Genomic DNA, 20100 nt, shown 5'->3' with positions numbered 1-20100 from the left:
GCAGCGGATGTGACCTGGACAACTCCGATCCCCGGTGCCGCACCCGCCTCGAGGCCTCTCCGAACTCCCGGATGCCCTTCACATTCAGGTAGGAACCACATGACTTCCACATTCGACGGCCGCGCCGTACGCGCCGACACGAGCGTCCGGTCGCCCCACGCGCGCCGGGCAGCCCTGGCCTCCTTCGTGGGCAGCACACTCGAGTACTACGACTTCTTCATCTACGCCTCCTTCTCCGCGCTCGCGTTCAACAGCCTGTTCTTCCCGGATCTCGGTTCGTTCTGGGGGACCATCGTGTCGATGGCCACCATCGGGATCGGTTACGTCGTCCGGCCTCTCGCGGCCCTCGTCTTCGGGCACTTCGGGGACACGCTCGGCCGTAAGCGGATGCTGGTGGTGACACTCGTGATGATGGGCGTGGCCACGTCGCTCATCGGCTGCCTGCCGACGTACGGGGCGATCGGCGTCGCGGCGCCGATCCTGCTCGTGCTGCTCCGGGCCGTCCAGGGTGCGTCGGCGGCGGGCGAGTCGGCGGGCGCTGCGTCCCTGGCGCTCGAACACGCACCCGCCCACCGCCGGGCGCTCGCGGCCAGCTGGGTGAACACCGGCGCCGCCGCGGGAATGCTGCTGGCATCGCTGGTCGTTCTCGTGTTCTCCGGACTGCCCGAAGACGCCTTCCTCAGCTGGGGATGGCGTATCCCGTTCCTGCTCAGCATCTTCGTCGCACTCGCCGGGCTGGTGATCCGCCGGATGCTGCCCGAGAGTGAGGTGTTCGAGGACGCCGTGTCGAGCGACGAGCCGAAGGAGATGCCGGCGAAGGTGATCTTCCGCGACCATTGGCCGAGCGTGCTGCGGGTCGTGGGTTGCGGACTGTTCGCCGTGGTGTCCACCATCTTCAGTGCCTTCGCCCTGTCGTGGGGCACCCACGAGGCCGGTGTGTCCCGGACGGTCATGGTCGGCGCGACCGTGCTCACCGCCGCCCTCGCGCTCGTGGCCCAGCCCGCCGCGGGGATCCTCGCCGACCGGATCGGGCGCAAACCGATCTTCATCACCGGCAATCTCGTCTGCGCCGTCGCCATCTCCGGATTCTTCTGGGCGGTCAGCCAGCGTTCGACGGCCCTGATCCTGGTCACGGCGTGCATCGTGATGGTGGCCGGCTATTCGCTCGTCAACGCCGTCGGTCCCGCGCTGTACGCCGAGATGTTCGAGACGCGCATCCGGTATTCGGGCATGGCGATCTCCGGGCAGTTGGCGCTGGTGGCCACCGGATTCGCCCCCACCATCGCCGCGGCCCTCGTCCGGCCCGGACCGAACGGCTGGATCCCGGTGGCCGTGTTCACCGCGTGCTGCTGCCTGGTCAGCGCGCTCACCACGCTCACGGTCCGCGAAACCTACCGGACCAGCACCACCGACCTCGGCAAATGACCGATCTCCCATCGAAAGTGACCGAAACTGTGAAACACGATGTACTGATCGAGAACGACGTCGAGGCGACGATGCGGGACGGGATGGTCCTGCGCTCGACCGTGTACCGCCCGAACGGATCCGGACGCTTCCCGGTACTGCTCACCCGCACCCCGTACGGCCGCGACCTGTCCGTGAACTCGGGCTACCTCAACCCCACCACCGTCGCGGCTGCCGGATTCGTCGTGATCATGCAGGACGTCCGCGGCAGATTCGGCTCGGACGGCGAGTTCGTGCCGTCCGAGAACGAAGGTCCGGACGGCTACGACACGGTGCAGTGGGCCGCCGAACTGCCGTACTCGACCGGCGCCGTGGGCATGTGGGGACGGTCGTACTTCGCCGAAACCCAGTGGCGTGCAGCCCAGGAGAAGCCGCCCGCCCTGCGCGGCATCGCCCCCGGCATCTCCGCAGGCGGCAATGCGCGGTCCGGTGGGCTCGTGCGCGGCGGCGCCGTGGAGTTCGGTGCCCGGCTCGGGTGGGGGCACCACTCGGCCGGACCGCCCGAGATCGCGAAACTGTCCCGCACCGACCCGGTCCGCGCGGAACGCGAATGGGCGTCGTGGGCGCGGATCGATCGGGCGATGTCCGAGGACACGTTCTTCGACGTCCTGCCCGTCCGCGACATGGCCGTGGACGCCCCGGCGTTCTTCGCGTCGCCGATCGTCGAATCGCTCGGATTCCCGATCGATCACCCCACCCGCGACCTGTGGGACAGCGCGAGCGACCGGGCCGTCGACCTCCCCTCGCTGCACATCGGCGGGTGGTACGACATCTTCGTGAACAGCACCCTCGACCAGTACTTCGGCCAACTGGCGCACAGCGATTCCGGGGCGGCCCCCGCTCCGTACCTGATCGTGGGCCCGTGGAGTCACACCAACTTCTCCGGGCTCGGTGGGTCGGTCGTATTCGGCAGTCCCGCCAACCAGGCGGTGCTCGACTCGGGCCAGGACCTGTCGTCGGTCCACGCGCAGTGGTACACGTCGGTGCTCGGCGACGAGGAACCCGACATGCCCCGGGTCCGGATCTTCGTGATGGGGGAGAACCGGTGGCGGACGTACGACCGTTTCCCGGAGCCCGCGCGGACGGCCGAACTCTTCCTCGCACCCGGCGGAACCCTCGTCGCGGAAGCCGAGGAGACCGACGGGTGCGTCGATTACGACTACGACCCGGCGGATCCTGTGCCGACGGTCGGTGGGGCGACGATGATGCCGGGAACGTTCGCGCCGGGCGCACTGGAACAGAGCCGCGTCGAATCCCGCGACGACGTCCTCGTGTTCACCGGTGAGGCACTCACCGAGCCGTTGACGGTGATCGGCCGGGTGTCCGCGACGCTGTTCGCGTCGTCGAGTGCGGTCGACACCGATTTCGTCGTGCGACTGTGCCGGGTGACCGCGGACGGTACGTCGATCACGCTCACCGACGGCATGGTCCGGGCCCGCTACCGCGACGCCTACCGGACCCCCGGGACGTATATGTCCGCCGAACCGAGCCTGCTCGTGCCCGGGGAGGTGTACGAGTACGCGATCGACCTGTGGTCCACGGCTGTCACCTTCCAGCCGGGTGAGCGGATCCGGATCCACGTGACGTCCAGCAGCCATCCCCGCTGGGACCGCAACCTCAACACCGGCGAATCCGCCTACGAATCATCGGAATTCGTGGTCGCTCACCAGACCGTGCACACAGGTCTGCGTCACCCCAGCCGCGTGTCGCTGTCCGTGGTGCGCTGACGCGCCCGTGAGTACTTGTTAACCGCCGGAGGTTAATAAGTACTCACGGGTCGCGAAGCGGCAAGGACGCCCAATGCGTTGTAGCCGGCCTGCCTTTCAGCAGGCCGGCTTTCGCGTAGACCAGGGAGCCCGTGCACACGCTGGTCATCAACGGAACGTCGATGCGCTGACGCGCCCGTGAGTACTTGTTAACCGCCCGCGGTTAACAAGTACTCACGGGCGGAGGTTCGCAGGTCGGGTTTGCGGATCTTGCCGGTGGCGGTGCGGGGGAGTGCCTCCGCGATCTGGATGAACGTGGGAATCTTGAACCCCGCGAGCTTTTCTCGCAGCCGGGCACGTACCGTCTCCGCGTCGAGTGTCGTGCCGTCGGCGGCGACGACGAAGGCCATCCCGGTCTCACCCCACTTCTCGTGGGGGACGCCGATCACCGCCGCCTCCCGGATGCCGTCCAGTCTCAGCAGGGCCGCCTCGACCTCGGCGGGGTAGACGTTCTCGCCGCCGGAGATGTACATGTCCTTGTAGCGGTCGCAGATGAAGAGGAAGCCTTCGTCGTCGAAGTAGCCGGCGTCGCCGGTGTGCAGCCAGCCGTCGACGATGGTGCGGGCGGTCGCCTCGGGCTGATTCAGGTAGCCGAGCATCACGTTCGGGCCCTTGGCGACGATCTCGCCGATCTCGTTCGGTTCGGCGCTCGACCCGTCCGGGCGTACGACGTCGACGTCGGTGAAGAACGTCCGCTTTCCGGCGGAACCGATCTTGGTGCGCACGTCGGCACTCGACAGCATCGTCACCGAGGGCGCGGTTTCCGTCAGCCCGTATGCCTGCGTGATCGCGACGTCACGGTCCTGCCACGGGGAGATCAACGCTTCGGGCAGCGGAGCCCCGGCGACGCAGATGGCCCGCAGGCTGGACAGGTCGGCGTCCGCGAACCGGGGGTGGTGCCAGAGTTCCTGGATCATCGTGGGGACCGCGAAGAACGTGGTGATGCGTTCCTTCTCGATCGTGTCGAGGACGACGCCGGCATCGAACTTGCGCAGCAGCACCACGGTGCCGCCGTTGAGCAGTGTCGGTGTGACGGCGCCGCCGATGCCGCCGATGTGGAACAGCGGCGCCACCGACAGCGTGCGTTCCTTCGACGTCATGTCCTGGGCGAGAAGCTGGTTCAGCGCGTTCCACAGCATGTTGCCGTGGCTGAGCATGACGCCCTTCGGTGCGCCGGTGGTGCCCGACGAGTACATCAGCACGGACAGGTCGTCGAGGCCGACCTGCTCGTCGATGCGGGTGTCCGGCTGCCCGGCGCGCACGCCCTCGTACGTGTGGCTGGACCACGAGTCGCCCAGGCCGATCCAGGTGGTGACCGGGGTGTCCGACTGCGCCAGCTCCTGCGCGACGTCGGCCTGCTGATCACCGAAGATCACTGTGGTGCACCGTGAATCGCCCAGCACGTAGCGCGCTTCCTCGGCGGTGAGGCGTGCGTTGAGCGGGAGATATGTGGCGCCGAGCAGCCCGGCCGCGAACATCACCTCGAGCGCCGCCGGGTCGTTGAACCCGAAGAAGCCGACGCAGTCACCCTTCTCGACGCCGAGGGCGCGCAGGCCGTGGGCGAGTCGGCGGGTCCGCAGGGCCATCTCCTCGTAAGTGACGGCTCGTCCGTCGAAGACGAGCGCCTCGTTCTTCGGCGTCATGGCGATGCGGCGCTCGAGCCACGAGCCGATGCCTTCGTTGTCCATGGTGACTCCTCGTTCTCTTTCGAAACTACTCTCGAGCTTGTGGCGGGATGGGTGTGTGTCAGGCAGACGGGGTCTCGGCGCTCAGGTCGTTGTCCTTGCTCTCCTTTGTCGCGACGAGGAAGACGGCGCTGACCACGCACAGTGCGATGATGAACAACCCGACCGGGATGATCGATTTGCCGGACGACGCGAACAGCGACGCCAGGATGACGGGGGTGAATCCCGCGCCGATGAGGGTGGCGAGCTGGTATCCGAGCGACGCCCCGGTGTAGCGCGCCCGGGTGCCGAATTGTTCGGAGATGAACGCCGCCATCGGACCGTAGGTCGCCGAGTGGCAGATGGTGTATCCGACGAAGGCGAGCGCGATGAACAGGAACTGTCCCGTGCTCAGCAGTAGGAACAGTGGGTAGACGCTGAGGATCATCGCGCCGAGACCCGCGAGCATGACCGGCCGGCGGCCGATCCGGTCGGACAGTCGCGCAGATCCGAGAACCAGGAAGATCGCGCAGAACTGGCAGAAGGAGAACGCCAGCAGCGCGTCGGACCGCTGGGCGCCGCTCGCCACGGCGTAGGTGATGGCGAACGTGGTGAACGCGGTCTGCATTCCGAAGCTCGCGATGCAGCTCATGGACGCCACGACGACCGCGCGGGGCCGCTTCAGGATGGTGACGATCGGCGGGGCGGTCTCCTTCTTCGCCGATTCCTTCAGCGCCGCCGTGAACAGCGGGCTCTCCGACACCTTGGACCGGATGAACAGGCCGAGGGCCAGCATGAACGCGGAGATCAGGAACGGGATGCGCCACCCCCACGTCAGGAACTGCTCGTCGGGGAGGAGCGATACGGCCGCCAGTGCGAGGGTGCCGAGCAGTGCGCCGGTCGGGGCGCCCGCGTTGGTGAACGCCGCGGCGAAACCGCGCTTGCCGGATTCCGCGTGTTCCAGCGACATCAGCGCTGCGCCACCCCATTCGCCGCCGACGGCGAGTCCCTGGCAGACGCGGAGGAGGACGAGGATCACCGCGGCCCAGGACCCGATCATCTCCGGCGGCGGAATGAGCCCGATCGCGAACGACGCGATGCCCATGACGGTCATCGAGATCAGCAGCATGGCCTTGCGGCCGACGGTGTCCCCGAAGTGACCGAAGACGATTCCGCCCAGTGGGCGCGCGACATAGCCGGCGGCGAACGTTCCCATCGACGCGATGCTCGCGGCCAGGGGGTCCAGATCGGCGAAGAACACCGGACCGAAGACGAGGGACGCTGCGGTGGCGTAGAGCAGGAAGTCGTAGAACTCGATGGTGCTGCCCAGGTAGCTCGACAGGATCACCCTGCGAACTTCCGTCTTGCGTTGGGTGGCCGACATGGTGCCGGCGGTGGCGGTGACCGTCATCGATACTCCTTGGCCGAGCGTGGGACAACAGAGCGGTTCGCGTGTGTAGCGCGGATCACAATTAAACATTAATCATTGAACTTGTCAATGGAAGAGATCGCCAACGCTTCTGCGGTTATCGCGCCCGTCACGCACGTGTGAGCTTGCGCCCGATGATTTCCTTCATGATCTCGGTGGTGCCGGCGTAGATCGGCCCGCCGCGGCAGTCGAGATAGTCCTGGGCGACGTCGTACTCGCGCATGTATCCGTAGCCGCCGTGCAGTTGGACCGCGCGCTGCACGACCCGTTGCTGCAGCTCGGTGATCCACCATTTGGCCATCGCCGCGGTCACCTCGTCGAGCGTGCCGTGTGCGGCGTCGAGGATGCAGCGGTCGGTGAAGCACTGCGCGATCTCGATCTCGGTGGCGAGTTCCGCGAGGTAGAACCGGTTGGCCTGGAAGTCGGCCACCCTCTGGCTGAATGCCGTGCGGTCGCAGCTGTACGTCAGGGCCTGGTCGAACGTGCGTCGCATCGACGCCATGGACGTGACGGCAACGCTGAGGCGTTCCTGGGGCAGATTGTGGCGCAGGTAGCCGAAGCCGTCGTTCAGCTCGCCCAGGACGTTCTCGCGGGGGACGCGGACGTCGTCGAACACGAGCTCGGCGGTGTCCTGGGCGGTCAGGCCGACCTTGTGCAGCGGTCCGTTGCGGGTGAATCCGGCCGTCCCGTCTTCGACCACCAGCAGGCTGACGCCCTGCTTGCCCGCTGCCGGATCCGTCTTGGCCACGACGATCACGAAGTCGGCGAGCATTCCGTTGCTGATGAAGATCTTGGTGCCGTTGAGGAGCAGATCGTCCCCGTCCGGGAGAGCGGTCGTGGAGATCGCGGCCAGGTCGCTACCTGCGCCCGGCTCGGTCATGGCGATGGCGCCGATCTTCTCGCCGGTGCACAAGGGTGTCAGGAACCGATGCTTCTGCTCCTCGTTCGCCAGCGAGACGAGGTAGGGCGTGACGAGGTCGTTGATGCCCGCCAGGCCCATCACGACGGCGGGGGCGCCGACGCGGCAGAGCTCTTCGATGACGATGGCGTTGAAACGGAAGTCGTCGATTCCGCCGCCGGCGAATCGTTCGTCGACGTTGATCCCGAGTAGCCCGAGCTTGCCGGCCTGACGGTAGACGTCACGGTCGACCTGTCCCGCATCGGCCCAGTCGCGAAGATGCGGGGCCACGTCCCGTTCGGCGAACCGGCGCACCGTTTCCCGGAACGCATCGTGATCGGCGTCGAAGATGGTCCGTTCCAGTGCAACCGAAGACATGCAAGGTTCCTTTCGTCGGCACACGTGCGACGCACGCGTGCATACCCGAAAGGAACCTATCTATCAATCATTGATAATGTCAATGGTTGAGGATGTCCGACAACTGGGCGCCGGTGTCAAAGGCTGGTGTCAATACCAGTACTTCCGCCCGCCGACCGCGCGACCCGTCGTGCCCAGCAGCAGTAGCACGAGGCCGATGACGAGAAGGATGATTCCGATCGTCGTGAGGATCGAGATCCCCGCGACGAGGCCGATGACGAGCAGGATGATTCCGAGAACGATCACGGTCTTCCCTCTTTCGGTTGACGGTCTGGAACTACTGACTCGGTTGCGGCACTTCACAATCGATCTTCGGGTTCACGCCCGCGTAATTGAGTGGGCCGGCGATCACGGTGACCGCGATCGTCCCGGCGCTGGCGCAATCAGCCGTCGCGTCCTTGAAGTAACCGCGCTGCCACACGGCAATGGCGCCGATGATCAGCCAGATGATCACGATGAGCGTCACGAGTCGTCCGATACGCATTTCCGACCTCCCGTGTGGGCACCGGCGCCGAGCCGGTGCGCGTGACGTAATCTCGAACGCTATGTCGACGACGTGTCGGTCGGCTTCGCGTGCGCTCCATGGGTATTGGTGGAGTCCGTGCCGTTGGGGCGAGCGTTGGCGGGCCCCGTTCCGGTGGTTCGAGCGTCGGTGACGCGAGCGTTCGTGGGTCCCGCTCCCGTGGTTCGAGCGTCGGTGGCCCTGGCGTCGTTCGTCGGAGTGTCCGTCGTCTTGACGTCGGGATCGAGCTCGTCGGCCCGCTGCCACTCGTGCTTCAGGTCGTCACGAGACGTGGTCGCCGTGTTCTGGTGCGTCTGTGCATCGACCTGCAGCCTCTTGGCCTCTGCCGCCTTGGCCTCGGCTTCTGCTTGAGCCCTTCTGGCGTTGGCCGCAGTTTCCTCCGCGATCGCCTCGCGCTTCTCGACGACGGACGTCTGCTCCTGCGCCTTCGCGCGGATGCTGTCGGCCTGCTGACGGTTGCGCTCGTTGCGCTTGCGTGATGCCGCAACGGCCAGCGCGATCAGGGCGAGAACGACGACGATCGCGACGATGATCCAGATGACAGTCATGGTGTCCATTGGTTACTCCCAGCGGTTGTGTTGTTAAAGTACCCCGCGTCGAAACCCGGCAAACAGACCGAGAGCCAATCGCAATCAACCGTCGAATTTCGGCACGACATAGGGTGCGGGCATGGAGATCCGCTGGATGCGCGCGTTCCTCGCCGTGGCCGAGGTGTCGAACTACGGCCGGGCCGCCGAGTCGTTGCGCATAGCCCAGCCGGCGGTCAGCCAGCAGATCCAGCAGCTCGAGAGGCATCTCGGAGTGAGGCTGTTCGACCGGGGTACGAGACCCATTCGGCTGACTTCCGCGGGCGAGCAATTTCTCGAGCCGTGCCGGGCCGCGCTGAAAGCCGTTGCCTGGGCCGAGCAGTCGGCGTCCGCGGGCAATCCCGCGGAAGAGGGTCGCGTGCGTGTCGGATTCAGCGGCGCCTACGGACAGTCGAAGCTGCCTCTGTTCGCCCGCACCGTGCGCAAGAGATATCCGAAACTCGAGTTGGTTCTCGACGGGGCGAGACCGAGCGGGCTGATCCTCGACGACATCTATTCCGGCAAGCTCGATCTCGGTTTCGTCTCGGCGGCGCTGTCGCATCCCGAAGTTTCGACGAGGCTGATCTCGGTCGAGCCTCTGGGTGCGCTGCTCTACGCCGACCACCCACTGGCGACACGCTCGGAGATCTCGCTGTCCGAACTGCGCGACGATCCGTTCGTCACCAACCCGGCGGCGTCCGGATCGACTCTGCGTCTGGACGTGCTGGCTGCATGCCACGACGCGGGATTCACGCCGGAGATCGCGCAGGAGACGTCCGATGGAACGACGCTGACCTCGCTCGTGGCGGCGGGTGTGGGCGTCTCGCTCATCCCCGTCAGTTCCCATCGCACCGGAGCCGTCGACGCCGTCGTCGTGCCCACGGACGGCGGACGCCACCGAATCCGCGGTGCGCTGGCGTGGGCCGACAGGCCCCGGACACCGTTGCTCGAGACCGTCCTCGCGGTCGCGGAGGAGCTCATGCCGACGATCGACGAGTTCGATAAGTAATTCTTATCGAAAGTATGCCAAGTTGATCTTGGACTGTGATGAAGGCGTTTGGCAGAGTCGTCGGCGCAGCGGTGGTGTGATCCGCGGCACCTCATCATCCTCACTCCGGTCCGAAAGGTCCTCCCATGAGCGTACGAGCTGGTTCGGCTGCGCCCCCGAACTCGCAGCAGCCTGTCGGCACCCCGGCGAGCGTGCCCGCGCGTCAGCCCTGCAAGGCGGCTTTCGCAAGTTTCCTCGGCAGCCTCGTCGAGTACTACGACTTCTTCATCTACGGGTCGGCGGCCGCCCTGATCTTCCCGACGGTCTTCTTCCCGTCGGAGAGTCCGGCGACCGGCACGTTGGCGGCACTGGCGACCTTCGGCGTCGGATATATCGCCCGCCCGATCGGGGCCGTCGCGCTCGGACACTACGGCGACCGCATCGGACGCAAACGTGTGCTCGTCTTCACGCTGGTCCTGATGGGAGTCTCGACGTTCCTCATCGGATGCCTGCCGGGCTTCGGGAGCATCGGGATCGCGGCGCCGATCCTGCTGGTGGTCCTGCGGCTCATGCAGGGTGCTTCGGCGGCGGGCGAGCAGAGTGGCGCGAACTCGCTGACCCTCGAGCATTCGCCGGAGGGTTCCAGGGCGTTCTACACCAGCTTCACGATGAGCGGCACCCAGGCGGGGCAGCTCGTCGCGACCCTGGTGTTCATTCCCGTCGCCGCGCTGCCCGAGGACATGCTGATCACCTGGGGTTGGCGAATCCCGTTCCTCGTCAGCGGAATCCTGACGATCGTCGCGCTGTTCGTCCGCCGGACGATGGAGGAGACACCGGTGTTCCGGGAGGCGGAACGCGACAACGATCTGGTGGAGATACCCGTCGTCGAACTGTTCAAGAACTATCGGCTGCAGATGCTCCGGGTGATCGCGTGCTCGCTCTTCGCCGTGTCGGGCACGATCATGACGGTCTTCGCGCTCGCCTACGGAACCGGTGAGGCCGGTCTCGAACGCCAGATCCTGCTGTGGGCGGGCGTCATCGCAAACATCATGCAGCTGTTCGCCATTCCGCTCTGGGCGATGCTGGGCGACAAGATCGGCCGCCGCCCCGTGTATCTCGCCGGAATCGTCGGCGCCATCGCCGCGTTCTTCTTCTACTTCGAGGCGATGAGCACAGGTTCCGTTCCCCTGATCTTCGCGGTGTCGGCCTTCTTCGGTGCCGCCGCATCCGGTGTCAGCGGGGTCGGTCCGACGTTCTTCGCGGAAATGTTCGACACCCGAGTGCGGTTCTCCGGCATCGCCATCTCGACACAGATCGGGTTCGCCTTCGCGGGCTTCGCCCCGAGCATCGGCTACGCGCTGCTCGGAACCGGCACGCACGGGTGGATACCGGTGGCGGCTTTCGGCTCCGTCTGCCTGCTGGTGGCCGGTCTCTCGGCGGTGACCGCTCCGGAGACGCGCAGCGTCGCGATCACCGATCTGGGCAAGAAGTAAATCGACCCCCGAACCGCCTCGGTGCGGTACCCCATCACGAGGAGAATCATGAAGCTCGACCCCGACATGTCCGTCCTGCTGGACAAGCTGAACGACTGGGACGCCGCCGCAGGTCCCCAGACGACGATCGAAGGCGCCCGCAAGCGCATCGAGGAGATGCGTGCCCTCTACTTCGAGCCCGAACTGCTCGAGGTACGAGAAGTCGAGAACGTCACCATCCCGTGCCCGGCCGGTGACATCCCCGCCCGGATCTACCGGCCCGACACGGAGGAGCGGACTCTCTCGACCGTCCTGTACCTGCACGGTGGCGGCTGGGTGATGGGCGGCCTCGACTCGCACGAGTCGCACGCTCGACGCGTCTGCGCCCGCACCGGCTCCGTCGTCGTCGCCGTCGACTACCGGCTCGCGCCGGAACACCCGTTCCCCGCCGGCTACGACGACTGCCTCGCATCACTCCACTGGATCCACGACACCATCGAACAGCTGGGCGGCGACGCGTCCCGAGTCGCCGTCGCCGGAGACAGCGCGGGCGCCAATCTCGCGGCGTCGGTGGCCTTGGCGGCCCGCGACGCGGAACTTCCTGTGCGGGCACAGCTGCTGCTGTACGTGCCGGTGCATCTCGCGAAGCGTTACCCGTCGATGGACGAACTCGCCGAAGGGTATTTCCTCAGGGTGCCGGCGGATGAGGACATGGGTGCCGGCTACCTCGAAGATCGCAGCCTGGCCCTCGACCCCCGTGTCTCGCCGATCGAGGGTGACCTGAAGGGGGTGGCACCCGCCATCGTGTGCGGGGCCGAATGTGATCCGCTCCGCGATCACGCCCCCGCGTACGCCGCTGCGCTGGAGGCCGCCGGCGTGCCGGTTCGACTCCGGATCTCCCCGGGCATGCTGCACGGGTACTGGAGCATGGGCGTCGTGCCTCGTGCCAACGAACTCGCGAACCAGCTGTGCGAAGAACTGGCGGAACTGCTCGCGCCGGAGTAGCTCGACATTCCACTACCGTGAACCGCATGAGCGAGTTGCTGGAACGTGACGGTGTGCGCGGACATCTCCACCGCCCTGCGGGTGACGGGGTGGCGGGGCTGGTCCTGACTCATGGAGCGGGAAGTGACTGCAACACAAAGCTGTTGCGCGCCGTGACCGACGGGTTCGTGGAACGCGGCATCGTCGTCCTGCGGTTCGATCTCCCGTTCCGTCAGCGCCGCGCGTCGGGCCCGCCGCACCCGTCGAAGGCGGCGGAGGATCGGGACGGTGTCGCGGCCGCGGTGGCAGTGATGCGGGAGTTGGTGTCGGTGCCGGTGTGGGCCGGCGGGCACTCGTACGGCGGGCGGCAGGCGTCCATGCTCGCTTCGGAGCGTCCGGGTCTCGTCGACGCCCTCTTGTTGCTGTCGTACCCGCTGCATCCGCCGGCCAAGCCGGAGAAGCTCCGCACCGAGCATCTGCCTGGTCTCCGCACCCCCTCCGTGGTGGTGCACGGTTCGAAGGACCCGTTCGCGACCACCGACGAGATGCGGTCGGCACTCGAACTGATCCCCGCGCCGACCACGCTCGTCGAACTCGAGGGCGCCCGCCACGATCTGGCCCCGGACAAGTTCCCGGTGGTCGAACGGGCGGTCACCGCCATGCTCGACCTTCTGTAGGGCGAGCGGGGACGGCCACACGTGGTCGGTATGTTCGGTGAATGAGCAACGTGCAGATGGACGCGCCCCACTGGTTCACCACGGCGTTGGCGTCCCCCGTGGACACCGGCCGGGTCGACGTCGCCGGTGCGCAGGTCCACTACCGTGCATGGGGGCCGTCGGGCTCACCCGGCATCGTGCTCGTTCACGGCGGCGCGGCCCACAGCCGGTGGTGGGACCATGTGGCACCCATGCTGGCCACGGGCCGTCGCGTCGTCGCACTCGACCTGACCGGGCACGGCGACAGCGACCGGCGCGCGGAGTACGGCCTGGAGCAGTGGGCGGAGGAAGCCCTGGCCGTGGCGAAGCCCGCAGGGATTTCGGGGCCGCCGCTGTTCGTCGGGCACAGCATGGGCGGCATGGTGTCCTACGTGGGCGCGCAGCTGTTCGGCGAGGATCTGGCCGGCGTCCAGCTGATCGATTCGCCCGTCCTCGCCCGCACACCGGAAGAGGAGGAGGCACGCAAGCAGCGGGCTTTCGGTCCGAAGAAGGTCTACCCGTCCAGGGCCGAGGCCCTCGAGCGGTTCCGGTTCGTCCCGCCGCAGGACACCGCGGTGCCCGCGGTCCTGCGTCACGTGGCCGAGAATTCGATGGCGGAGGTGGACGGCGGCTGGTCGTGGAAGTTCGATTCCACGTTCTTCGCGCGCCACGGCAGCGATCACCTGGGCGGATCCGACCCACGCTGCCGCATCGCCTACTTCCGCGCCGAGAACGGCATCGTCACCGACGACATGATGGACAGCATGCGCCGCCGATTCGGACCCACCGCTGTGGTCGTCGAGATCCCCGACGCCGGACACCATGTGATGATCGACCAGCCGCTCGCACTGGTCGTGGGCATCCGGACGGTGCTCGCGTCGTGGGACGTGGAAGATTCCGTGGCCGGGATGCCGGGCTGAGTCAGTCGCCGGATCGGACGGCGGCGACGAACTGTTCGATCAGCGCCGCATCCTTCACACCCCGTGAGGATTCGACGCCGCTCGACACGTCGACACCCCACGCGCCGGTCGCGTCGACGGCGGCCCGGACATTGTCCGGGTGAAGTCCGCCGGCGAGGATCCATTCGCCGTCGGGTCGGCTCTGGTTCGCCCAGTCCCAGGGCACGCCTGCCCCGGCGGTCGCCCCGTCGACGAGGATGCGGTCGGCGCCGAAATCGCCCGACGTGTCACCGGCGACCACAGCACGGATCACGCCGAGGCCCGCCTCCCGCAACCGCGCCACGTCGTCGGCGGACTTCAGGTCGTGCACCTGGACCGTTCCGAGACCTGCCGCGGCGGCGACCTCGATCACCTCCGGCACGGGGCTCCCCTTGAAGACGCCCACCGCGACGGTGTGACCGGTGACCCGGCGGACCAGCGGCGCGGCATCCTCGGGGGAGATCCGGCGGACGCTGTCGGCGAACACGAAACCCACGGCGTCGACGCCGAGGCGCACGGCCAGATCGACGGAGGCCTCGTCTCGCAGACCGCACACCTTGATGAATGTCACCCCCGCAATTTTACCGGTCGCTCCGAGTCGCCGACGCAGCGCGGGTTCGCGCTCTAGGCTTCGTGACGTGGAATGGCTCAGCGACCTCAGCGTGATCTCAGGGCCTCTGCCCTGGATCCTCACGGTGATCGGCGCGCTCGGCGGCGTGTGGCTGCTCGCCGCCCGCGCCCCCTGGTACCGCAGGAAGGCGATTCCGATCTGCCTGGCCGTGTCGGTGGTCGTCACCGTCGCCCTCTACGTGATGGTCGAGAAGGTTCTCCGGCCGTTCCCCGACCCCATCGAGATTTCCATCTACGTGTGGATCGGTCTGGGGCTCTTCGCGATCGTCCTGCTCGTGCCGAGGATCCGCGCCGGCCGGACGGTGAAAGCCGCCGTCGTGTCGGTTCTCGCGGCACTCGCCGTGATACTCGCGTCGGCGACGCAGATCAACCTGGTGTTCGACGCCTATCCCACGGTGGGCACGGCATTCGGGGCGGAGCCGTTCGACCGGGTTCAGATGAACGACGTCGGCAGCGCCACCGGGAACGTGGTGACGGGAACGCCTCTCGACGCGTCGTGGACCGCCCCGCCCGGAATGCCGAGCGAGGGGCGGGTCCTGACGGCAGCCGTCCCCGGAACGGCGTCGGGGTTCGCCGCCCGCGACGCCGAGATCTACCTCCCGCCCGCCTACTTCGCCAACCCGCGCCCACTGCTGCCGGTGCTCGTGATGCTGGCCGGTCAGCCCGGTTCGCCGGAGGACTGGTTCGCCGGAGGCAAGCTCGCCACCACGATGAACGAGTTCGCCGCGAAACATGGGGGACTGGCCCCGATCGTGGTGGTGGCGGACGGCACCGGCTCGCAGATCGCGAACCCCCTGTGTGTCGATTCGAAGCTGGGGAACGTGGCCACGTATCTGGCGAAGGACGTTCCGTCCTGGGTGAAGTCGAACCTGCAGGTGAACCCGGATCCCCAGGCGTGGGCCATCGGCGGCCTCTCCTACGGCGGCACCTGTTCACTGCAGATGGCCACCAACTATCCCGACGTGTACCCGACGTTCCTCGACATCTCGGGTCAGGAGGAACCCACGCTCGGCGACCACCAGCGCACCCTCGACGAAGGATTCGGCGGTGACGAGGCGGCGTTCAAACGGGTCAACCCGCTCGATCTGATGGCGTCGAAGAAGTACCCGGACTCGGCCGGGGTCTTCGTGATCGGCAGCGACGACGACGCCTACAAGCCGGGGGCGCAGAAGGTCTATCAGGCCGCGAAGGACGCGGGCATGGACGTCCAGTACGTCGAGGTGCCGGGCGGGCACAGCTTCGCCGTGTGGTCTGCCGGACTGGAGAAGGAATTGCCCTGGCTGGCACAGCGGTTGGGGCTGATCGGTTCGTAGGCACTCGTCACGGCGGAGAGGAACGACATGACGACGGCAGCGCGGTCACTGCGGGTGGGTTCGGCCTTGCCCGACCCGCCGTTCGAGTTCCGGGACGGTGAGACACCGGCGGGTTTCGATGTCGAGTTCACCCGGGCCGTCGCGCAGGTCCTCGGCCTCGAGTGGTCGCTGGTTCCATACCGGGGCACCGACTTCAACGGCATCTTCGATGCGCTGGCCGGCGATGAATTCGACTGCATCGCTTCGGGAACCACCGTGACGCCGGAGCGGAGGACGCGCGCGGACTTCTGCGCTCCGTACCTGGTGTCGGGTCAGTCCCTCGCCGTCGACACGTCGCGGCATCCGGGAGTGCGCGGGGTGGACGACCTGGGCGGCCTGACCGTCGGTGTCCAGCACGGCAACACCAGTCAGCCGATCGTGGAGAGGCTGGTCGCGGAGGGCCGAGCGGGCGCGATCCGGGTGTATGCGTACGACCGGATCGGGCAGGCCCTCGACGACCTGTCCTCGGGCGGGTGCGACGCCGTCATGAAACTCGCTCCTGTCCTCACCTGGCTCGTTCGGGACCGCCCGCACGTGGAGGTGGTCGAACGGGGAATCTCCCGCGAGGAGATCGCCGTCGCGGTCCGCACGGGGGATCACGCGCTGCGCGAACGCATCGAGTCGGCGCAGCGCACCCTGGCCGCGGACGGCACCCTCGACCGGCTGAGGTCGAGGTGGCTCGGGATCGGCGAACCGGAAGGCGGCTCGTACTGACCGGCACACCTGTCCAAGAATAGGAACGTGTTCTATATTTGCGGCAACCCTTTCTCTCAGTGACTGGAGTGCCCGGCATGTATGAGTGGTCAGATACCGACCTGATGTTCCGCGACGCGATCCGCGGGTTCATCGACAAGGAGATTCGACCGCACGTCGACAAGTTGGAGACCGGCGAGCTGCCGCCGTTCGACATCATCCGCAAACTCTTCGCGACCTTCGGCCTGGACGAGATGGCTCGTGACGCGCTGACGAAGTCCCTGGACCGCGAGCGCAGTGGGGATGCCGCGTCCGGCGCGAAGGAGGAGAAGTCCGGCGGCCTCGGCGGTGCGGGCAGCATGGGTGTCATCATGAACGCCGAACTGGCCGGCGTCAGCCTCGGCCTCGTCGCCTCGCTCGGGGTGAGCCTCGGGCTGGCGGCGGGCACCATCCGCAGCCGCGGGACGCTGGCGCAGAAGGAGCGTTGGCTGCCCGGCCTGGTCACGTTCGAGAAGGTCGGAGCGTGGGCCATCACCGAGCCCGACTCCGGCTCGGATGCGTTCGGCGGCATGAAGTCGTACGTGCGCCGCGACGGCGACGACTACATCCTGAACGGGCAGAAGACGTTCATCACCAACGGTCCCTACGCCGACGTCATCATCGTCTACGCGAAGCTCGACGAGGGGACCTCGTCCGTCGACCGCCGCGACCGGAAGGTTCTCGCCTTCGTCCTCGACGCGGGCATGGAGGGGCTCACCCAGGGTGCGCCGTTCAAGAAGATGGGCATGAACTCCTCGCCGACGGGAGAACTGTTCTTCGACAACGTGCGCGTCACCCGCGACCGTCTGCTCGGCGAGACGGAGGACGGCGGCAAGTCCGACGGCAAGACCAGCGCGAAGGAGAGCTTCGCGGCCGAACGGATCGGCATCGCGTCGCTGTCGCTGGGCATCATCAACGAGTGTCACCGGCTGTGCATCGATTACGCCAAGTCCCGCAAGCTGTGGGGCAAGGAGATCGCCCAGTTCCAGCTCATCCAGCTCAAGCTCGCGGAGATGGAGATCGCCCGCATCAACGTGCAGAACATGGTCTTCAACGCCATCGAGCGCACCGCGGCGGGCGATCAGGTGAGCCTCGCGGAGGCGTCGGCGATGAAGCTCTACTCCTCACGGGCGGCCACGGAGGTGGCGATGGAGGCGGTGCAGTTGTTCGGCGGCAACGGGTACATGGCCGAGTACCGGGTCGAGCAACTGGCGCGCGACGCGAAGTCGCTGATGATCTACGCAGGCAGCAACGAGATCCAGGTGACGCACATCGCGAAGGGTCTGCTGGCGATGTGAGGTGTGGCCCCCCGGGAACAAATGTCGTACGGCGTACGTTAGTGGGGTGTCGTCAACGAAAGGACACCACCGTGAAGGTCACCGCGAGCGCACTGTCGCTCAACGTCGCGGACCCCAGTGCGTCGGCCGAGTTCGCCAAGTCCCACCTGGGCTTCGTCGAGGAGATGGCCGCCGAGGGCTTCGTGTCACTGAAGCGCGCGGACGTCGGCTTCAATCTGGTCTTCCTGAAGACCGGACTGGAGACCTTCAAGCCCGCGCGGATCGCCGGTGACGCCGGCCAGGGGTTGCTGATCGCGCTCGTCGTCGACGGCATCGACGGCGAATACGAGCGACTGCAGGCGGAGGGCGTCCCGATCGTGACGCCCATCGAAACCGAGCCCTGGGGCGAACGCTACTTCCAGATGAGCGACCCCAACGGGGTGATCATCCAGCTGGTCGAATGGATGTAGCGGTCACACCGAAGCGAGGAACGGCTCGACGGCCGCGAGCACTTCGGTGCTCGCGGCCACGGCCGTCGAGTGGTCGAAACCGGGCAGGATCGTCAGCGACGTACCGGGAATCAGTGCTGCCACCCGCTGGGTGTCGCCGATCCGCTCGGCGTCGTCCGAGCCGACGAACAGCAGGGTGGGGACGGCGATCCCGCGCAGGACGTCGTCGTCCACTCCCGGCTCCACACCGGAACGCCGCATGTACGCGGCGAGCGCCTTTGCGTCGTTCGCCATGAACGCCGCCCGGGTGCCGGCGTCGATCGGCCACGCGCGCCGGGCATTCCACTGACCCAGGAACGCATCCATGCCGTCCCGTTCGAGGACGTCGATGCAGCCCGGGAAGAACAGGCGGTCGAACGCGCCGGCCTGCGGTCGGCTGCTGCCGCCCCCGACGATCAGGCTCTCCAGGCGTTCTGGCGCCCCGACTGCCAAGGCCAGCGCGACCCGGCCGCCGAGCGAATACCCCAAGACGTGCGCGCTGGGAAGATCCAGGTGGTCGAGGACTGCCAGGACGTCGCCGCTGACCAGATCCATCGCGTACGCGCTCTCGTCGTGCGGCTTGTCGCTGCGCCCGTGGCCCCGCAGATCGACCAGGATCAGCCGGTATCGGTCACGCAACGCGGCGACGTAACCGAAACCGCGCCAGATCGCGTGGGAGAGCGCCGTGCCGTGGATGAGAACGAGGGGCTCGCCGTCGCCGACCGTCTTGTACGCGATCCGGACACCGTCGACGGGGTTGGTAGCGTGCTGCACCCGCCCAGTCTGCATCACTCAGAAGTCGCGGCCCTCCGACACCCACTGCAGATCCTCCGAACGCGCACCCTCCACGTGCTCCCCGGCCGAGTTCAGCACCGCCAGCTGCGCCGCATCGAGTTCGATACCGAGAGCACCGGCGTTCTCCGTCACCCGTTCCGCACTGCGGGTTCCGGGGATGGGTACGACCGGAAGTCCGAACTCGCGGCCTTGCGCGTAGAGCCACGCCAGCGCAACCTGTGCGGGTGTGGCACCCAGCACGTGTGCGACCGAATTCACCGCGTCCACCACGCCGAGGTTCCGCCGCAGCGTGCCCGCCGCGAACCGGGGGAGAGTCCGCCGGAAGTCGTTGGGCGCCAGGGTGCCGACGTCGGTGACGGTCCCGGTGAGGAACCCCCGGCCGAGCGGCGAGTAGGGGACGAACCCGACACCCAGTGCGGCCGCCGCCGGCACGATTCGCGCCTCGACGTCGCGGCTCCAGATGCTCCATTCCGACTGGATCGCCGTGATGGGATGCACCGCGTGCGCGGCTGTCAATTCCCCGGCCGTCACCTCCGACAGTCCGAGGTGCCGCACCTTGCCCGCCGCCACCAGTTCGGCCATCGCACCGACGGTGTCCTCGACCGGAACCGACGGGTCGGGGCGGTGCAGGTAGTAGAGGTCGATCGTGTCGATACCGAGCCGGCGCAAGCTGGCGTCCACCGCCTCGTGGACGTAGGCGCGGTCGCCGCGGATCGAGGCGCCACCCTCGCTCCGTTTCCTCGGATCCCCCAGAATTCCGAACTTGGTTGCCAGCGTGACTTCCTCGCGCCGACCCTTCAGCAACTGCGCGATCAACCGTTCGTTGTCGCCGGCGCCGTACACGTCGGCGGTGTCGAGGAAACTCACTCCGAGATCCACCGCGTGATGCAGTGTGGCGAGCGCCTTCCCCGGTTCGACCCCGCCGTAGACGGGTGTGAGAGCCATTCCTCCGAAACCCATGTCGGAGACGGTGAGCGAGTCACCCAGGGTTGTCGTACCGATACCGGTCATGCTTCTCCTCG

20 protein-coding genes and 1 pseudogene are annotated in these 20100 nt (G+C 67.2%); 11 read left to right on the top strand and 10 right to left on the bottom strand.

Annotated elements, in window-relative coordinates; genetic code table 11:
* Window positions 1-99 precede the first annotated feature (99 nt).
* Both OYT95_RS10985 and OYT95_RS10980 read left to right on the top strand, forming a co-directional pair.
* Window positions 100-1425 carry an MFS transporter gene (locus OYT95_RS10985; RefSeq protein WP_268791463.1) on the top strand — a complete coding sequence of 442 codons (1326 nt, stop codon included), beginning with the start codon at window positions 100-102 and terminating at the stop codon, window positions 1423-1425.
* A complete protein-coding gene (locus OYT95_RS10980; protein ID WP_328286544.1) occupies window positions 1422-3191 on the top strand; it encodes a CocE/NonD family hydrolase in 1770 nt (589 codons plus the stop codon). Before OYT95_RS10985 ends, OYT95_RS10980 begins: the two co-directional genes overlap by 4 nt.
* Before the next feature lie 46 nt (window positions 3192-3237).
* On the opposite strand, the pseudogene OYT95_RS10975 reads toward OYT95_RS10980, so the two are convergent.
* From OYT95_RS10975 to OYT95_RS10945, 7 genes and pseudogenes are all read right to left on the bottom strand, one after another.
* Window positions 3238-3336: pseudogene (locus tag OYT95_RS10975) on the bottom strand (DJ-1/PfpI family protein); the annotation flags it as partial.
* 43 nt (window positions 3337-3379) lie between these two features.
* Window positions 3380-4918, bottom strand: a complete 1539-nt coding sequence (couL, locus tag OYT95_RS10970; RefSeq protein WP_268791461.1) for a p-hydroxycinnamoyl-CoA synthetase — start codon at window positions 4916-4918, stop codon at window positions 3380-3382.
* Window positions 4919-4976: 58 nt separating this feature from the next.
* Window positions 4977-6305, bottom strand: coding sequence for a p-hydroxycinnamate MFS transporter (gene couT / locus OYT95_RS10965; RefSeq protein ID WP_112301059.1), 1329 nt, complete (start codon window positions 6303-6305; stop codon window positions 4977-4979).
* Between the two features lie 127 nt (window positions 6306-6432).
* Window positions 6433-7599 (bottom strand): dihydro-p-hydroxycinnamoy-CoA dehydrogenase, encoded by a 1167-nt coding sequence (gene couH, locus OYT95_RS10960; RefSeq protein WP_268791460.1) that lies wholly within the window; start codon window positions 7597-7599, stop codon window positions 6433-6435.
* Window positions 7600-7728: 129 nt separating this feature from the next.
* Window positions 7729-7884: a DUF6131 family protein gene (locus tag OYT95_RS10955; protein ID WP_005263616.1), complete on the bottom strand. Its 156-nt coding sequence runs from the start codon at window positions 7882-7884 to the stop codon at window positions 7729-7731.
* A 31-nt stretch (window positions 7885-7915) separates the two neighbouring features.
* Window positions 7916-8122 carry a hypothetical protein gene (locus tag OYT95_RS10950; RefSeq protein WP_037232854.1) on the bottom strand — a complete coding sequence of 69 codons (207 nt, stop codon included), beginning with the start codon at window positions 8120-8122 and terminating at the stop codon, window positions 7916-7918.
* A gap of 59 nt (window positions 8123-8181) precedes the next feature.
* Complete coding sequence (locus tag OYT95_RS10945; protein WP_037232857.1) at window positions 8182-8718, bottom strand: hypothetical protein; 537 nt, start codon at window positions 8716-8718, stop codon at window positions 8182-8184.
* Window positions 8719-8830: 112 nt separating this feature from the next.
* Here OYT95_RS10945 and OYT95_RS10940 point away from each other — a divergent pair, with 112 nt between their 5' ends.
* From OYT95_RS10940 to OYT95_RS10920, 5 genes are all read left to right on the top strand, one after another.
* A complete protein-coding gene (locus OYT95_RS10940) occupies window positions 8831-9736 on the top strand; it encodes a LysR family transcriptional regulator (RefSeq protein ID WP_268791459.1) in 906 nt (301 codons plus the stop codon).
* A gap of 125 nt (window positions 9737-9861) precedes the next feature.
* Complete coding sequence (locus tag OYT95_RS10935) at window positions 9862-11208, top strand: MFS transporter (protein WP_268791458.1); 1347 nt, start codon at window positions 9862-9864, stop codon at window positions 11206-11208.
* A gap of 48 nt (window positions 11209-11256) precedes the next feature.
* Window positions 11257-12192 carry an alpha/beta hydrolase gene (locus tag OYT95_RS10930; RefSeq protein WP_268791457.1) on the top strand — a complete coding sequence of 312 codons (936 nt, stop codon included), beginning with the start codon at window positions 11257-11259 and terminating at the stop codon, window positions 12190-12192.
* Between the two features lie 26 nt (window positions 12193-12218).
* Entirely contained in the window at window positions 12219-12848 is a 630-nt protein-coding gene (locus OYT95_RS10925) for an alpha/beta hydrolase family protein (RefSeq protein WP_442972557.1), read from the top strand.
* Window positions 12849-12889: 41 nt separating this feature from the next.
* The gene (locus OYT95_RS10920; RefSeq protein ID WP_112301053.1) at window positions 12890-13786 is read left to right on the top strand and encodes an alpha/beta fold hydrolase; all 897 of its coding nucleotides are present in this window, start codon (window positions 12890-12892) and stop codon (window positions 13784-13786) included.
* A gap of 1 nt (window position 13787) precedes the next feature.
* On the opposite strand, the gene OYT95_RS10915 is transcribed toward OYT95_RS10920, so the two are convergent.
* Window positions 13788-14375, bottom strand: a complete 588-nt coding sequence (locus OYT95_RS10915; RefSeq protein ID WP_037232875.1) for a phosphoribosylanthranilate isomerase — start codon at window positions 14373-14375, stop codon at window positions 13788-13790.
* A gap of 67 nt (window positions 14376-14442) precedes the next feature.
* Here OYT95_RS10915 and OYT95_RS10910 point away from each other — a divergent pair, with 67 nt between their 5' ends.
* The 4 genes from OYT95_RS10910 (at window position 14443) to OYT95_RS10895 (ending at window position 18265) form a co-directional block, all read left to right on the top strand.
* The gene (locus OYT95_RS10910) at window positions 14443-15747 is read left to right on the top strand and encodes an alpha/beta hydrolase (RefSeq protein WP_037232878.1); all 1305 of its coding nucleotides are present in this window, start codon (window positions 14443-14445) and stop codon (window positions 15745-15747) included.
* Window positions 15748-15774: 27 nt separating this feature from the next.
* Window positions 15775-16500: an ABC transporter substrate-binding protein gene (locus OYT95_RS10905; RefSeq protein WP_268791455.1), complete on the top strand. Its 726-nt coding sequence runs from the start codon at window positions 15775-15777 to the stop codon at window positions 16498-16500.
* A gap of 77 nt (window positions 16501-16577) precedes the next feature.
* Entirely contained in the window at window positions 16578-17816 is a 1239-nt protein-coding gene (locus tag OYT95_RS10900; protein ID WP_268791454.1) for an acyl-CoA dehydrogenase family protein, read from the top strand.
* 71 nt (window positions 17817-17887) lie between these two features.
* Window positions 17888-18265, top strand: coding sequence for a VOC family protein (locus tag OYT95_RS10895; RefSeq protein WP_005263638.1), 378 nt, complete (start codon window positions 17888-17890; stop codon window positions 18263-18265).
* A gap of 3 nt (window positions 18266-18268) precedes the next feature.
* Here OYT95_RS10895 and OYT95_RS10890 read toward each other — a convergent pair whose 3' ends face one another.
* Both OYT95_RS10890 and OYT95_RS10885 read right to left on the bottom strand, forming a co-directional pair.
* A complete protein-coding gene (locus tag OYT95_RS10890) occupies window positions 18269-19072 on the bottom strand; it encodes an alpha/beta fold hydrolase (RefSeq protein WP_268791452.1) in 804 nt (267 codons plus the stop codon).
* Between the two features lie 3 nt (window positions 19073-19075).
* Window positions 19076-20089: an aldo/keto reductase gene (locus tag OYT95_RS10885; protein WP_268791451.1), complete on the bottom strand. Its 1014-nt coding sequence runs from the start codon at window positions 20087-20089 to the stop codon at window positions 19076-19078.
* Window positions 20090-20100: the final 11 nt, after the last annotated feature.

It is taken from the genome of Rhodococcus sp. JS3073 (genome assembly GCF_026810085.1).
GTDB lineage: Bacteria > Actinomycetota > Actinomycetes > Mycobacteriales > Mycobacteriaceae > Rhodococcus_F > Rhodococcus_F wratislaviensis.
This window is presented reverse-complemented; position numbering and strand designations above follow the sequence as displayed.

Coding starts and splice junctions, on each gene's coding strand:
- OYT95_RS10985 (WP_268791463.1), top strand. CDS start 100: ATGACTTCCACATTCGACGGCCGCGCCGTACGCGCCGACACGAGCGTC.
- OYT95_RS10980 (WP_328286544.1), top strand. CDS start 1,422: ATGACCGATCTCCCATCGAAAGTGACCGAAACTGTGAAACACGATGTA.
- couL (WP_268791461.1), bottom strand. CDS start 4,918: ATGGACAACGAAGGCATCGGCTCGTGGCTCGAGCGCCGCATCGCCATG.
- couT (WP_112301059.1), bottom strand. CDS start 6,305: ATGACGGTCACCGCCACCGCCGGCACCATGTCGGCCACCCAACGCAAG.
- couH (WP_268791460.1), bottom strand. CDS start 7,599: ATGTCTTCGGTTGCACTGGAACGGACCATCTTCGACGCCGATCACGAT.
- OYT95_RS10950 (WP_037232854.1), bottom strand. CDS start 8,122: ATGCGTATCGGACGACTCGTGACGCTCATCGTGATCATCTGGCTGATC.
- OYT95_RS10945 (WP_037232857.1), bottom strand. CDS start 8,718: ATGGACACCATGACTGTCATCTGGATCATCGTCGCGATCGTCGTCGTT.
- OYT95_RS10940 (WP_268791459.1), top strand. CDS start 8,831: ATGGAGATCCGCTGGATGCGCGCGTTCCTCGCCGTGGCCGAGGTGTCG.
- OYT95_RS10935 (WP_268791458.1), top strand. CDS start 9,862: ATGAGCGTACGAGCTGGTTCGGCTGCGCCCCCGAACTCGCAGCAGCCT.
- OYT95_RS10930 (WP_268791457.1), top strand. CDS start 11,257: ATGAAGCTCGACCCCGACATGTCCGTCCTGCTGGACAAGCTGAACGAC.
- OYT95_RS10925 (WP_442972557.1), top strand. CDS start 12,219: ATGAGCGAGTTGCTGGAACGTGACGGTGTGCGCGGACATCTCCACCGC.
- OYT95_RS10920 (WP_112301053.1), top strand. CDS start 12,890: ATGAGCAACGTGCAGATGGACGCGCCCCACTGGTTCACCACGGCGTTG.
- OYT95_RS10905 (WP_268791455.1), top strand. CDS start 15,775: ATGACGACGGCAGCGCGGTCACTGCGGGTGGGTTCGGCCTTGCCCGAC.
- OYT95_RS10900 (WP_268791454.1), top strand. CDS start 16,578: ATGTATGAGTGGTCAGATACCGACCTGATGTTCCGCGACGCGATCCGC.
- OYT95_RS10890 (WP_268791452.1), bottom strand. CDS start 19,072: ATGCAGACTGGGCGGGTGCAGCACGCTACCAACCCCGTCGACGGTGTC.
- OYT95_RS10885 (WP_268791451.1), bottom strand. CDS start 20,089: ATGACCGGTATCGGTACGACAACCCTGGGTGACTCGCTCACCGTCTCC.